This is a genomic window from Streptomyces sp. NPDC003635 (assembly GCF_053587635.1).
In genome coordinates, this window is the sequence record NZ_JBSFOK010000089.1 from 1 (window position 1) to 14,001 (window position 14,001).

Consider the following 14,001-nt stretch of genomic DNA (forward strand, 5'->3'; position numbering starts at 1 on the left):
GGCCGTGAAGCCCGGGCGGAGCCCCTGTCGCACCGCCTACGCGGAATCAGTCCTCGTACGCGTCCAGCGGCGGGCACGAGCACACGAGGTTACGGTCGCCGAAGGCCTGGTCGATACGGCGCACCGGCGGCCAGTACTTGTCCGCGGCCGAGACCCCGGCCGGGAACACGGCCTCCGCACGGCTGTACGCGTGCTCCCACTCCCCACCCAGCGCGGCGGAGGTGTGCGGAGCGTTCCGCAGCGGGTTGTCGTCCGCGGCCCACTCCCCGGCACCGACCTTCTCGATCTCCCCGCGAATCGCGATCATCGCCTCGCAGAACCGGTCCAGCTCGCCGAGGTCCTCGGACTCGGTCGGCTCGATCATCAACGTGCCGGCCACCGGGAAGGACATCGTCGGCGCGTGGAAGCCGTAGTCGATGAGCCGCTTGGCCACGTCGTCGACGCTCACCCCGGTCGCCTTCGTCAGCGGGCGCAGATCGATGATGCACTCGTGCGCGACCAGACCGCCCGGCCCGGTGTAGAGCACGGGGTAGTGCGGCTCGAGACGCTTGGCGATGTAGTTGGCGGACAGCACGGCCACCTGCGTGGCCCGCTTCAGCCCCTCACCGCCCATGAGCCGGACGTACGCCCACGAGATCGGCAGGATCCCGGCCGAGCCCCACGGCGCCGCCGAGATCGGCCCCACCCCGGTCTCCGGCCCGGCGGCCGGCTGCATCGGGTGGTTGGGCAGGTACGGCGCCAGGTGCTCGCGCACCGCCACCGGACCGACGCCGGGGCCACCGCCGCCGTGCGGGATGCAGAAGGTCTTGTGCAGGTTCAGGTGCGAGACGTCACCGCCGAAGTGGCCCGGCTTGGCCAGCCCCACCAGGGCGTTGAGGTTGGCGCCGTCGACGTAGACCTGCCCGCCCGCCTCGTGCACCTGCGCGCAGATGTCGGCGACGTGCTCCTCGAAGACGCCGTGCGTCGAGGGGTACGTGATCATCAGCACCGACAGCTCGTCGCGGTACTGCTCGATCTTCGCCCGCAGGTCCTCGACGTCGATCTCGCCGTCCTCGGCGGTCTTGACGACGACGACCTTCATCCCGGCCATCACGGCGCTGGCGGCGTTCGTGCCGTGCGCGGAGGAGGGAATGAGGCAGACGGTGCGCTGCTCGTCCCCGTTGGCGCGGTGGTAGCCGCGTACGGCGAGCAGACCGGCCAGCTCACCCTGCGACCCGGCGTTGGGCTGCAGCGAGACCTTGTCGTAGCCGGTGACCTCGGCGAGACGTTCCTCCAGCTCACGGATGAGCGTGAGGTAGCCCTCGGCCTGCTCGGCGGGGGCGAAGGGGTGCAGCTGCCCGAACTCGGGCCAGGTGACCGGCTCCATCTCGGTCGTGGCGTTGAGCTTCATCGTGCAGGAACCCAGCGGGATCATGCCGCGGTCCAGCGCGTAGTCACGGTCCGCGAGGCGGCGCAGGTAGCGCAGCATCGCGGTCTCGGACCGGTGCTCGTGGAAGACCGGGTGGGTCAGGTACTCGTCACCGCGCAGCGCCTCCTGCGACAGCGCGTCCTCGACCTCGGCGTCCAGCGCCTCGATGTCCCCCTCGACGCCGAACGCGCTCCACACGGCGCCCAGCTGGGCCCGCGCGGTGGTCTCGTCGCAGGCGACGGAGACGTGGTCGGCATCGACGAGGCGCAGGTTGACGCCGTTCTCACGGGCGGCGGCGACGACCTCGGCGGCCCGACCGGGAACCCGCGCGGTGACCGTGTCGAAGAAGGATCCGTGCACGACCTCCACACCGCCCGCGGTGAGCCCCGCGGCGAGGATCGTGGCGTACCGGTGCACGCGCCGGGCGATGCTCCTCAGGCCTTCGGGGCCGTGGTAAACGGCGTACATGCCGGCCATCACGGCCAGCAGCACCTGCGCGGTGCAGATGTTGCTGGTCGCCTTCTCGCGCCGGATGTGCTGCTCACGCGTCTGGAGCGCGAGCCGGTAGGCCCTGTTCCCGTCCGCGTCCACGGACACTCCGACCAGCCGCCCGGGCAGGCTGCGGGCGAACTTCTCGTGTACGGCCATGTAGCCGGCGTGCGGACCGCCGAAGCCCATCGGAACACCGAAGCGCTGGGTGGTGCCCACCGCGATGTCCGCGCCCAGCTCACCGGGAGAGGTCAGCAGCGTCAGCGCCAGCAGATCGGCGGCGACGGTGACGAGCGCGCCGAGCTCATGGGCCTGGTCGATGACGGCCTTGATGTCCCGTACGGCACCGGAGGCGCCGGGGTACTGGAGGAGCACGCCGTTGATCTCGCGGGAGGAGATCTCGGCCGGGATGCCCTCGCTGAGGTCGGCGACGACGACCTCGACACCGGTCGGCTCGGCGCGGGTCTCGATCACGGCGATGGTCTGCGGCAGGACGTCCGCGTCGACCAGGAAGAGGCCCTTCTTGTTCTTGCCCATGCGCCGGGACAGGGCCATGGCCTCGGCCGCGGCGGTCCCCTCGTCGAGCAGGGAGGCGCCGGAGGTGGGCAGCCCGGTGAGGTCGGCGACCGTGGTCTGGAAGTTCAGCAGCGCTTCGAGCCGCCCCTGGGAGATCTCGGGCTGGTACGGCGTGTAGGCGGTGTACCAGGCGGGATTCTCCATCACGTTCCGCAGGATCACCGGCGGGGTGAAGGTCCCGTAGTAACCGAGTCCGATCATGGAATCGAGGACCTGGTTACGGTCGGCCAGCGACCGCAGCTCGGCCAGCACCTCGGCCTCGGTACGCGCACCCGGCAGATCGAGGGAGTCGGCGTTCTTGATCACGTCCGGCACCGCGGCGGCGGTGAGCTCGTCGAGCGATCCGTACCCGACCTGGGCCAGCATCTTGGCCCGAGCCTCATGGTCAGGGCCGATATGACGCTGCTCGAAGGGAATCCCCTGCTCGAGCTCTGCGAGCGGAATGCGGTGGGCGGTCATTGCGGAGGCCTCCTGGTCTGACGCGACCTGCGAGGGGTACCACGGCGCGGGTACCCGGACGGCCTCCCCCTCTGTCATCTCAACCTGAGAGCTTCACCGGGGCCCGAGGGCACCCGGCTTTCACCGTCGGTGAGAGCGGAAGCCGTCGACACCCGCCCTGCTTTCCAGAGTGACCTCGTCCGTGCGGTACGTGGGCCTGAGAGATTCCGGGGAGGATTTGCTCCTTCGGCGCCTCCGATGATGTCTGGAGGACTCTCCCGCACGGGGTCAGCAGCCGCTGCCAGGGTACCAGCGAGGTCAACGACCGGGCGTTCGAGTGGCCGCTTCACCCAATGTGCTCTTTCGTAGTGCTTACGGATGAGTTGCGACCAAGTGGAGGGCCCGTGCAGACCGACATCGATCCGCGCAACCTGATCGGCCGCAAGGCGTTCGACCGAGACGGCACGAAGATCGGCACGATCGACGAGGTCTATCTCGACGACGCGACCGGCGTACCGGAGTGGGCAGCCATACGCACCGGCCTGTTCAGCAGGGACGCCTTCGTGCCCCTGGAACCCAGCGAGCTGATCGAGGGCACCCTGCACGTCCCCTTCGAACGCGCCCTGATCAAGGACGCCCCCGACTTCGGCGTGGGCCGCCACCTCTCCCCCGAACAGGAACTGCAGCTCTACCACCACTACGGCCTGGACATCACCCCACCTCCCTCCCCGGACCACGACTTCGGCAACTTGGCCGGCACAGAAGACGCCGACACGTAAACCTCCCCCTGTGGGCTGAGGTGCCCGGCCTCCGCTCACGCCCCGACCCCGTCCACCGGCACATCGGGTCTGACCGGCACCAAGGGCAACGGCTCCGCGACCGAGAGCGCCGGATCGTCCACCCGAAAGGTCCGCACCCTTCCCGGCTCGGACTGCGGCGTCTCGAACCGCACGGTCACCCGCCCCAGCCCACTGCCCTGCACCCACCCATGCCCGAACTCGGCGTGCCGCACGTCATGCCCCGCGGCCCACCGCCGCTCGGCGGCACCGACGACCTCCCCCGCCGAGCCCGCGGCCTCACCGGCCGCATCCCCGTCCTCCGCACCCGTCTCCGCGGCCAGCTCACCCGCGGCCTGCGCGAACAAGTCCTCCTGCGTGAAGTCGGCCAGCCCACTCACCCCCACCCCCAGCAGCCGCACACCCCCCGTCGTGTCCACCGACTCCAGCAACCGGGCAGCCGCCTCCCGCACCACCGAAGGATCATCCGTGGGCCCCCGCAAGGTCTCGGACCGCGTCAGGGTCGAGAAGTCGTACCGCCGCACCTTCAACACGATCGTCCGCCCGGACAGCCCGGCGCCCCGCAACCGCCGCACACACCGGTCGGCCAGCCGCTGCACCTCGAGCCCCACCCGCACCCGGTCGTGGATGTCGACGTCGTACGTGTCCTCCACGGACACCGACTTCGTCTCACGCTCGGCCACCACGGGCCGCTCGTCACGAGCCATTGCCATCGCGTACAGCGCATGCCCATGCGCCTTCCCGAGGAGCCGTACGAGCTCGTCCTCTCCCGCCTCGGCCAGCTCGTCGACCGTATGGATCCCGGCCCGCCGCAGATGATCACCCGTGGCCGGCCCCACCCCCGGCAGGGTCCGCACCGACATCGGCCCCAACAGCGCCCGCTCGGTCCCCGGCTCGATCAGCACCAGCCCGTCCGGCTTGGCCTGCTCCGACGCGATCTTCGCCAGCATCTTGGACGCCGCGAGCCCCACCGACCCCGTCAGCCCCGTGACCGCCCGTATGTCGGCGCGCAGCTTCACCCCCGCCAGCCGCGCCGACTCCGCGTCCCAGGCCGCGCCCCCGGCCTCCAGATCCACGAAGGCCTCATCGAGGCTGAGTGGCTCCACGAGCGGCGACAGGGCGCCCAGCAGGCCCATGACCTGCTCGCTGATCGACCGGTAGAACCCGAAGCGCGGCACCAGATACGCGGCGTTCGGCGCGAGCCGACGCGCCTGCGCCATGGGCATCGCCGAGTTCACGCCGAAGACCCGGGCCTCGTACGACGCCGTCGCCACCACGCCACGCGGCCCGAGCCCACCGACGATCACGGCCTTCCCGCGCAGGCTCGGCTTGGACGCCTGCTCCGCCGAGGCGAAGAAGGCATCCATGTCGAGGTGCAGGATGGTCGGCGCGCTTCTCACATGTCCGATGCTGCCCTACGCCACTGACAATGCCCCCGGAGCACGACGTGCTGCTCAGACCGCCCGGTTCCGCCGCCGCGCCAGCTCGTCCGCCGGATTGGGACCGACGAGCGTCTCGCCGGTGTCGATCCGCTCCCCGTGCAGCTGTGACAGCGCGCTCTCGACGTCCCGCCAGACCACACCCACCGCGATCCCGAAGATGCCCTGACCACCCTGGAGCAGCGCGTGCACCTCGTCGGGCGAGGTGCACTCGTAGACCGTGGCACCGTCGCTCATGAGCGTCATCCGCTCCAGATCACGAAAGCCCCGCTCCCGCAGATGCTGCACGGCGGTACGGATGTTCTGCAGCGACACCCCGGTGTCCAGGAACCGCTTGACGATCTTCAGGACGACGACGTCCCGAAAGCTGTACAGGCGCTGCGTCCCCGACCCGTAGGCGGGCCGCACACTCGGCTCGACGAGCCCGGTGCGCGCCCAGTAGTCCAGTTGCCGATAGGTGATGCCGGCGGCCGCACAGGCCGTCGGCCCGCGGTAACCGATCTGCTCCGACGCCATCGACGTCGCCCCTCCGCTGCTCGGCACGGCCGCCGGTCGCTGCGGAGCGTGGTCGGCCGCGCTGCCGTGAAGCGGGTACGGACCGCTCTCCCCGAGACTGCGTCCGGGGGCACCCCCAGCCGTACCGTCGCCGCTGCTTCTCACGCCGACCTCCGTCCTTGACCTGCCTTCTCGACGGTAGGCAGTCACCAGGGGTGCGTCAACGATCGCCACACTCGGCACGCCGAGTGATAATCACCCTAGGAGTGGTTTCCCGTACCCCACCGCGGGGAAAGGCTAGCCGAATGCACTGGGGTCGGGCCGTAGGACGCTCTCACTCGCCGCTGGCAATTGCCGAGGCCCGAGCCGCGAGCCGCCCCTGACCGCCCGTCGCGAACCGCTGGTCGGCCGGGCCGCAGCGGCGGCTCACTGGCTGCTGGTGCCGAAGTCCTCGGGCGAGATCTGGTCGAGGAACTCGCGGAACTTCTCCACCTCGTCCTCCTGCTCGTCGGGGATGGCGATGCCGGCGTCGTCGAGCACCCCGTCGCTGCCGTAGATCGGCGTTCCGGTGCGCAGGGCCAGCGCTATGGCATCGGACGGGCGGGCGCTCACCTCGACCCCGCTGGCGAAGACCAGCTCCGCGTAGAAGACGCCTTCACGCAGGTCGGTGATGCGCACTTCGGTGAGCTCCTGGCCGACGGCCTCCAGCACGTCCTTGAACAGGTCGTGGGTCAGCGGTCGAGCGGGGGCCATGCCCTGCTGGGCGAAGGCGATGGCCGTCGCCTCCCCCGGCCCGATCCAGATGGGGAGGTAGCGGTCGCCTCCCACTTCGCGCAGGAGCACGATCGGTTGGTTGGAGGGCATTTCGACCCGGACACCTACGACATCGAGCTCGTTCACACAGCAACCCTAGGCCGTGCCCGGGATGTTTGGGTAGTCGGGCAGGAAACGGGCGGCCGATCCGGCCCTCCGTACCCCTCCGGCTCAGGGCAGCCGCACGCCGAGCGCGGTCTGCACGAGTGCCGCGTGCAGCCTCACCGTGAGCCCCGCCAGCTCCTTCGTACGGGCCTCGGCCAGCGCCCTGGTCTGCGGGTTGCGGTGGCGTCTGAGCGGCGCCACGACCTGGTCCACGAGCCCGGCCTCACGGTCCGCGGCGGCCTTCATGACCCGCAGATGCCGCGGCTCGATCCCGAACCGCCCCAGCTCGGTGACGAGGGCGGCCACGGTGACCGCCTCGGCGTCGTACACCCCGTCCGGCAGCGGCGCGATCAGCCCGTACGACTCCCACTCCTCGAGCTCGCGCTCACCGATCTCCGCGGCGGCCATCAGCTCGCTCCGCCCGATCCGAGCGGCCGTGGGAGCCTCGGAGAGCTCCGGCCCGCCCTCGCCGTCCCGCTGGCGGCCCACGGTCGGCAGGGCTACGGCCTCACCGCGCTCCATGGCGTCCAGGTGCTCCCGGATCACCTTCAGGGGCAGATAGTGGTCCCGCTGCATCCTCAGCACATGGCCGAGCCGCTCGACGTCGTCCACGCTGAACTTGCGGTACCCCGACGGGGTCCGCCGCGGCTCGACAAGGCCCTCGGACTCCAGGAAGCGGATCTTGGAGATGGTGACTTCGGGGAACTCGTCGCGCAGGACGTTCAACACCGTGCCGATGCTCATCAGCCCGTTGTCCGTGGCGGCGGCGCCGTGTCCGGCACCGCCGCTCGGTGTATGAAGCATGGACCTTCTCCGGGGGAGGGTCAGTAGCCTCGCTGGCTCGCGTAGAAGACCAGCCGGTACTTTCCGATCTGCACCTCGTCACCGTTCGACAGGGCGACCTGGTCGATCCGCTCGCGGTTGACGTACGTGCCGTTCAGGCTGCCCACGTCAGCCACCGTGAACGAGCCGTCCGGGCTCCGGCGGAACTCCACGTGCCGACGCGAGACGGTGACGTCGTCCAGGAAGATGTCGCTCTGCGGATGACGACCTGCGGTTGTCAGGTCGCTGTCCAGCAGGAAGCGGCTGCCCGAGTTCGGCCCACGGCGCACCACCAGGAGCGCGGAGCCGAGCGGCAGCGCCTCGACGGCCGCCTGCGCCTCGGGGGACAGCGCCGGAATCGGCGTCTGCCCGGTGGCCTCGGCCTCGTAGGCCTCGAGACCGGAGATGGAGATCGTGGACGTGGTCTCGGACGGACGCTCGGGCACGGCGCCCGCCCGCAGCGGAGCACCGCAGTTGGAACAGAAGCGACTGTTCTCCGCGTTGCGGTTACCGCACCTCGTGCACACCAGGGCCGACATGGACGGATCCTCCTGCCGCGGCTGCCCCGCCGGGGCATTGGACGCGTACGGGTCGGCGGAAAACCCTCCACCCGTACTTGAGGTTGACGGTTGGCCGAAACCTATGCCTGCGGACTGGGCAGGGTCAACAGACGGCGCGCCCTGACCTCCGGAAATGTCACCGCCCGGACCACCGACCTGGTCCCGGAACAACGGCCGCTGGCCCTCTGCGTCAGGCTGCGCGCGGTGCCGGGCAGTGGCATTTTCGTTGCCCTGCCGCGCGCTCTTGCCGAACAACTTCGCAAACAACTTCACGGGCGATTCCCCTTGACTGAAACAGACCCGCCCGTGGGGCAGGACGAACCCTGACTGCACACTTCGGCCGACCCGGACATCCTCACAACGTCCGTATCCACCAGACAGTTTCCACCACGCACCACCCATTCGGTGCGCCGACCCCCCGCAACCTCATGCCCTCGCCGGACGTCCCCCATGCACCGCCGATTCACCGCGAGGACGACCGAGCGTAGTCAGGCCGCTGCGCGGCTCGCAAGGCGTCCACAACGATCTTGTCCGACCGCTCGACAGTCACGGTGGCCTGCTCCTTCTCGAGAGTCTGCACCACGCCTCCAGGGATGTTGAGCGCCGGTTCGAGATCCTGCGGCTTGCCGATGACCTTGAAACGATAGGGCGCGTTGATCTTGTTCCCGTCGACGCTCACGGAGTTCTCCGAATCCGTCAGATAGGTACCCGCCACCACGCGTACCCCGTTCACCTGGATCGCCTCCGCGCCGGCCGCACGCAACTCCTGAATGGCGTCGAGCAGCATGTCCGCCTCGACCGTCCCCTTCGTGTCGTCGATGGTCACCGTGATGCCGGGTCCCTGCGCGGCCACCGTGCCCGCCAGAATGCCGAGTTGCCGCTCCTTCTCGACCGTCTGCCTGCGAGCCTCCTCGGCCTGGTTCGAACTGTTCTCCAGTTCGTCCCGCTGCTTCTCGAGTCCCTGCTTCTCGTCCTCAAGACGCTGAGTACGGTCGTCCAGTTCATCGAGGATGCGGACAAGATCCTCCTGACGCGCGCCGCGCAGGGCGTCATCCCCGTCACTGTTGGACGCGACCTGCACCGCCAGGCCGAAGCCGAGGCCGAACAGCAGCAGGGCGACGATCAGTTGGGCCCGGGTGACCCGCGGCGGCCACAGCCCCTTGGCGAGCCGCTGGCGGCCGGTGAGCTCGGAGCTGGCCTCGGCAGCCGGTTCCGCGGCCTCGGGCGCCTCGGCCGGGACCTCCTCGGGCAGTTCCTTGCGGAGTCTGGTCTCGCGCGTCTCGTCCTGGTTGCTCATCGGCCTCACGCCCGGAACACGTGCCGACGGATCGCCGCGGCGTTCGAGAAGATACGGATGCCGAGAACCACGACGACGCCGGTGGACAGCTGCGCCCCCACGCCCAACTTGTCGCCCAGGAACACAATCAGCGCGGCCACGACCACGTTCGACAGGAACGAGACCACGAAGACCTTGTCGTCGAAGATGCCGTCGAGCATGGCCCGCAGACCACCGAAGACGGCGTCCAGCGCCGCGACGACGGCGATCGGCAGATAAGGCTCGACGACCGCCGGAACCTCAGGCCGGACCAACAGGCCGGCCACGACTCCCACGACGAGGCCCAGTACGGCGATCACGATGTGCCCTTCTCGGTGTTCTCGGTGTTCGGCTGTGCTGTTCGTACGGTCACGCTGGGTGCCGCGGGCAGCCGGAGATCGTCCTCCGTGGAGATGCCGGTCCGGATGCCGAAGTTCTCCTGCAGGGCATGCAGATACAACCCGTCGGCGCTGTCCTGGAACCTGCTGCTCAGCTGCTCCCCGTCCCCCACCGCGAGCACCGTGTACGGCGGCACCAGCGGCTTGTTGTCGACCAGTATGGCGTCACCGGCTGCCCTGATCGCCGACAGCGCCGTCAGCCGCTGCCCGTTGATCGAGATGGCCTCGGCCCCCGACTCCCACAGGCCATTGACCACCCGCTGCATGTCCCGGTCCCGGACCCGACCGGTGTCGGAGAACCCGGTGGTCTCACGCGGGTCCCCGTCGCCGCCCCCGCTGGAGTCCTTGGCGTCGTTGACGACCAGTTTCACGCCGGGGCCGTGCACCTCCACGGCTCCGGCGAGGATGCCCACCAGCTCGGCCTGCTCACCGCCGCTCTCCTTGAGCGCCTCGCGCTGGCGCGCGCTCACGTCGTCACGCAGCTTGTCGACGCTGTCCTCGAGCTCGTCCGCGGCCTCGGTCTCCTGATCGATCCGGTCGATCAGCTCCTCGCGCTCCTTCGCCACGACGGGAGCCGCGACCCGCGCCTGGGCCGCACCGACGGTGACGACCAGAGCCGCGAGCACCAGGCCGGCCGCGAGCCCCAGCTTCGCCCGGAGCGTCTTCGGCAGACCGCCGTCAGCGGCCTTCTTCCGGGCCGCCGCCTCGGCGTAACCGTCATCGAGGCTGTGGTCCATGACGTTGGTGAGCAGCGACATGGAGGCGTCCGGACGCGAGGGGCGCGTGGGAATGCTCCGAACGGGGGGCTGCTGCGGCATGCCGCACATCGTCGCACGTCGCGCGCAGTACCTCCGAATGGCCCCACCGGCGTGCCGGACAGGCCCCCTTGGGGACACTTGTCCGGCACACGCGCGTAGTGCCCGTTTCAGCGACCGGCGCTGTCCACCACCGCCGACCACTCGTCGAGCAGAGCCTGCGCGGAGGCGTCGTCCGGACCCTCCGCCCACAGATGGGTGACCGCCTCGGCAGGATCCGGCAGCACCATCACCCAGCGCCCGTCGGCCTCGACCACGCGTACCCCGTCCGTGGTGTCCACGGACCGGTCTCCGGCCGCTTCCACGACCCGCCGCATGACCAGCCCCTTGACCGCCCACGGAGTCGCCAGATCGCGCTTGAGGACATGCGCCCGCGGAATCCGCGCGTCGATCTGGCTGAGGGTGAGCTGCGTCCGCGCCACCAGACCGATCAGCCGTACGAAGGCCGCCGTGCCGTCGAAGACGCTGCTGAACTCCGGGACGATGAACGCGCCCTTCCCGTCACCACCGAAGATGGTGGTCTCGTCCCGCCCGACCCGGGTCAGGTCGTCGGGCGAGGTCGTCGTCCACTCCACCTGCGTCCCGTGGTACGCCGCCACCTGCTCGGCGATCCTGGTGGTCGTCACCGGCAGCGCCACACGCCCGCTGCGCCGCTCAGCGGCGACCAGGTCGAGCAGAACGAGCAGCGCCCGGTCGTCCTCGACGATCCGCCCCTTCTCGTCGACCAGCGACAGCCGCTCACCGACGGGGTCGAACCGCACGCCGAACGCGGCCCGCGCGGAAGCGACGATCTCCCCGAGCCGCACGAGCCCCGAGCGCCGGGCGTCGGCCGTCTCCGTGGGCCGGGACTCGTCCAGACCGGGATTGATGGTCAGCGAGTCGACGCCGAGCTTTCCGAGCAGGCTCGGCAGGACGAGCCCCGCGCTCCCGTTGGAGGCGTCCACGACGACCTTGAGCCCGGACTCGGCGATCCCGGTCGTGTCCACGTTCCGCAACAGCGAACCCGTGTACGAGTCGAAGACGCTGGCCGGGAAGTGCAGGTCCCCGATCTCACCCGGGAACGCACGCCGGTACTCCTGACGCGCGAAGACCCGGTCCAGCTTGCGCTGACTGCCCTGCGACAGATCGGCACCCCGCCCGTCGAAGAACATGATGTCCACGGAGTCCGGCACACCCGGCGTCGTCCGGATCATGATCCCGCCGGCACTCCCGCGCGCGGTCTGCTGGCGGGCCACGGGCAGGGGGACGTTCTCGAGGTCGCGTACGTCGATGGCGCTCGCCTGCAACGCGGAGATCACCGCCCGCTTGAGCGCTCGCGCACCACGGGAGTGGTCACGGGCCGTGGTGACGGTCGACCCCTTCTTGAGGGTCGTCGCATAGGCACCGGCGAGGCGCACGGCCAACTCCGGTGTGATCTCCACATTCAGGATGCCCGAGACCCCACGGGCGCCGAAGAGATGCGCCTGCCCCCTGGACTCCCAGATCACCGAGGTGTTGACGAACGCACCGGCCTCAATGATCTTGAACGGGTAGACCCGTACATTGCCCTGAATGATCGACTCTTCCCCGATGAGGCACTCGTCGCCGATCACGGCGCCGTCCTCGATCCGGGCCGCGCGCATGATGTCGGTGTTCTTTCCGACGACACAGCCCCGAAGATTGCTGTGCTGCCCCACGTACACGTTGTCGTGCACCACGGCCTTGTGCAGAAAGGCCCCGCTCTTCACGACCACGTTGGAGCCGACGACGGTGTGCTCACGGATTTCGGCGCCGGCCTCGACCTTGGCGTAGTCCCCGATGTAGAGCGGTCCCCGCAGAACTGCGTCGGGATGCACCTCGGCACCCTCCGCCACCCACACGCCCGGGGAGATCTCGAAACCGTCGAGCTCGACGTCGACCTTGCCCTCCAGGACGTCGGCCTGGGCCTTCACATAGCTCTCGTGGGTACCGACGTCCTCCCAGTAGCCCTCGGCGACGTACCCATAGATCGGCTTGCCCTCCTTCATCAGCTGAGGGAAGACATCGCCGGACCAGTCGACGGGCACATCGGCCTCGACATAGTCGAAGACCTCGGGCTCCATGACGTAAATACCGGTGTTCACCGTGTCCGAGAAGACCTGGCCCCAGGTCGGTTTCTCGAGGAAACGCTCGACCTTGCCCTCTTCGTCGACGATGGTGATGCCGAATTCCAGCGGGTTCGGCACGCGCGTCAGACAGACGGTGACGAGCGCGCCCTTCTCCTTGTGGAAACGGATCAGATCGGTGAGGTCGAAGTCGGTCAGCGCATCGCCGGAGATCACCAGGAAGGCATCGTCCTTCAACGCCTCTTCGGCGTTCTTGACGCTTCCGGCGGTACCGAGTGGCTTCTCCTCGTTGGCATAGCTGAGCTCCATTCCGAGCTCTTCGCCGTCGCCGAAGTAGTTCTTGACCAAGGAGGCCAGGAACTGGACAGTTACGACGGTCTCGTTCAGCCCATGCCTTTTGAGCAGCCGCAGAACGTGCTCCATGATCGGCCGGTTGGCCACCGGCAGGAGCGGCTTGGGCATGCTTGAGGTCATGGGGCGAAGGCGTGTGCCTTCACCTCCGGCCATCACGACGGCCTTCATGTCGGAAGCGTCCTCCTCGAAGAGACGACGGTCTAGCCGACTTCACCCGTCCAAATTGTCCCGCACTTTTCGGTTGCGGGCCAACGAGCCGCTGGATCGCATCGAGGGCGGGTTCAATCGGCCATGGCGTCCGCACGGACCAAGCGGCGGACCTGTACCACGTAGAGGACTCCTGCCCACCAATAGAGCGTTGTACCCCATCCGGCGAACGCCCATCCGAAAATAGCAGCGAGTGACGGGAGCCACCCGCTCCCATCGCTGAGCAGGAGCAACGGGAAGGCGTACATCAGGTTGAAAGTAGCCGCCTTCCCCAGGAAGTTCACCTGGGGCGGCGGATAGCCATGACGCCTGAGGATGCCCACCATCACCAGCAGAACCAGCTCTCGGGCAAGAAGTACGGCGGTCAACCAGAGCGGCAGAATCTCGCGCCAGGTCAGTCCGACCAAAGTGGAGAGAATGTAGAGCCGGTCTGCTGCCGGGTCCAGAAGCCGGCCGAGGCTGCTGATCTGGTTCCAACGCCTGGCGAGCTTGCCGTCCAGGTAGTCACTGATCCCGCTCAGCATCAGCACCAGGAGGGCCCAGCCATCGCTCTTCGGCCCGCCGAACTCGGGCCAGAGGATCAGCCACAGAAAGACGGGCACACCAACGAGCCGAGCCATGCTGAGGATGTTGGGGATGGTGAGGACCCTGTCCGTCTGGACACGGGTCTCCTGGACCTCCACCCGGGGGCCTCCTGAGGAAACGTGCGAACGATGCCCCCTGACCCTACCTCAACGCAAAAAAGCTCTGGCCCCTGGGCAGTATGCCCAAGAGCCAGAGCTGTAAAAGGAGTTCGGCGGCGTCCTACTCTCCCACAGGGTCCCCCCTGCAGTACCATCGGCGCTGTAAGGCTTAGCTTCCGGGTTCGGAATGTAACCGGGCGTTT

The 14,001-nt window shown here is 68.8% G+C and carries 12 protein-coding genes, 1 rRNA gene and 1 riboswitch; of the genes, 1 reads left to right on the forward strand and 12 read right to left on the reverse strand.

Features of this window, described 5'->3' with window-relative positions:
• Positions 1-46: 46 nt before the first annotated feature.
• Positions 47-2,932: an aminomethyl-transferring glycine dehydrogenase gene (gene gcvP / locus ACWDRW_RS39410; RefSeq protein ID WP_451733145.1), complete on the reverse strand. Its 2,886-nt coding sequence runs from the start codon at positions 2,930-2,932 to the stop codon at positions 47-49.
• Positions 2,933-3,106: 174 nt separating this feature from the next.
• Positions 3,107-3,202: riboswitch (glycine riboswitch) on the reverse strand.
• A 113-nt stretch (positions 3,203-3,315) separates the two neighbouring features.
• On the opposite strand from gcvP, the gene ACWDRW_RS39415 reads away from it, so the two are divergent.
• Complete coding sequence (locus ACWDRW_RS39415; protein ID WP_451733147.1) at positions 3,316-3,690, forward strand: PRC-barrel domain-containing protein; 375 nt, start codon at positions 3,316-3,318, stop codon at positions 3,688-3,690.
• A 35-nt stretch (positions 3,691-3,725) separates the two neighbouring features.
• Here ACWDRW_RS39415 and ACWDRW_RS39420 read toward each other — a convergent pair whose 3' ends face one another.
• From ACWDRW_RS39420 to rrf, 11 genes are all read right to left on the reverse strand, one after another.
• On the reverse strand, positions 3,726-5,108 hold the full coding sequence (locus ACWDRW_RS39420; protein WP_451733150.1) for a DNA polymerase IV: 1,383 nt from the start codon (positions 5,106-5,108) through the stop codon (positions 3,726-3,728).
• 54 nt (positions 5,109-5,162) lie between these two features.
• Entirely contained in the window at positions 5,163-5,807 is a 645-nt protein-coding gene (locus ACWDRW_RS39425) for a MerR family transcriptional regulator (protein ID WP_451733153.1), read from the reverse strand.
• A 261-nt stretch (positions 5,808-6,068) separates the two neighbouring features.
• Positions 6,069-6,542, reverse strand: a complete 474-nt coding sequence (locus ACWDRW_RS39430; RefSeq protein ID WP_004002801.1) for a bifunctional nuclease family protein — start codon at positions 6,540-6,542, stop codon at positions 6,069-6,071.
• A gap of 84 nt (positions 6,543-6,626) precedes the next feature.
• On the reverse strand, positions 6,627-7,364 hold the full coding sequence (ftsR, locus tag ACWDRW_RS39435; protein ID WP_451733156.1) for a transcriptional regulator FtsR: 738 nt from the start codon (positions 7,362-7,364) through the stop codon (positions 6,627-6,629).
• Positions 7,365-7,384: 20 nt separating this feature from the next.
• Entirely contained in the window at positions 7,385-8,344 is a 960-nt protein-coding gene (locus ACWDRW_RS39440; RefSeq protein ID WP_451733159.1) for an FHA domain-containing protein, read from the reverse strand.
• Positions 8,345-8,405: 61 nt separating this feature from the next.
• Positions 8,406-9,239, reverse strand: coding sequence for a DUF881 domain-containing protein (locus ACWDRW_RS39445; RefSeq protein ID WP_451733162.1), 834 nt, complete (start codon positions 9,237-9,239; stop codon positions 8,406-8,408).
• 5 nt (positions 9,240-9,244) lie between these two features.
• Entirely contained in the window at positions 9,245-9,577 is a 333-nt protein-coding gene (locus ACWDRW_RS39450) for a small basic family protein (protein WP_003988855.1), read from the reverse strand.
• The gene (locus ACWDRW_RS39455; RefSeq protein ID WP_451733164.1) at positions 9,574-10,482 is read right to left on the reverse strand and encodes a DUF881 domain-containing protein; all 909 of its coding nucleotides are present in this window, start codon (positions 10,480-10,482) and stop codon (positions 9,574-9,576) included. Before ACWDRW_RS39455 ends, ACWDRW_RS39450 begins: the two co-directional genes overlap by 4 nt.
• A 98-nt stretch (positions 10,483-10,580) precedes the next feature.
• The gene (locus ACWDRW_RS39460) at positions 10,581-13,076 is read right to left on the reverse strand and encodes a sugar phosphate nucleotidyltransferase (RefSeq protein ID WP_451733166.1); all 2,496 of its coding nucleotides are present in this window, start codon (positions 13,074-13,076) and stop codon (positions 10,581-10,583) included.
• Between the two features lie 113 nt (positions 13,077-13,189).
• Positions 13,190-13,798 carry a CDP-alcohol phosphatidyltransferase family protein gene (locus ACWDRW_RS39465; RefSeq protein WP_451733169.1) on the reverse strand — a complete coding sequence of 203 codons (609 nt, stop codon included), beginning with the start codon at positions 13,796-13,798 and terminating at the stop codon, positions 13,190-13,192.
• 108 nt (positions 13,799-13,906) lie between these two features.
• A 5S ribosomal RNA gene (rrf, locus tag ACWDRW_RS39470) occupies positions 13,907-14,001 on the reverse strand; the annotation flags it as partial.

Coding starts and splice junctions, on each gene's coding strand:
- ACWDRW_RS39440 (WP_451733159.1), bottom strand. CDS start 8,344: ATGGGTGGTGCGTGGTGGAAACTGTCTGGTGGATACGGACGTTGTGAG.
- ACWDRW_RS39460 (WP_451733166.1), bottom strand. CDS start 13,076: ATGAAGGCCGTCGTGATGGCCGGAGGTGAAGGCACACGCCTTCGCCCC.
- ftsR (WP_451733156.1), bottom strand. CDS start 7,364: ATGCTTCATACACCGAGCGGCGGTGCCGGACACGGCGCCGCCGCCACG.
- gcvP (WP_451733145.1), bottom strand. CDS start 2,932: ATGACCGCCCACCGCATTCCGCTCGCAGAGCTCGAGCAGGGGATTCCC.
- ACWDRW_RS39445 (WP_451733162.1), bottom strand. CDS start 9,239: ATGAGCAACCAGGACGAGACGCGCGAGACCAGACTCCGCAAGGAACTG.
- ACWDRW_RS39455 (WP_451733164.1), bottom strand. CDS start 10,482: ATGTGCGGCATGCCGCAGCAGCCCCCCGTTCGGAGCATTCCCACGCGC.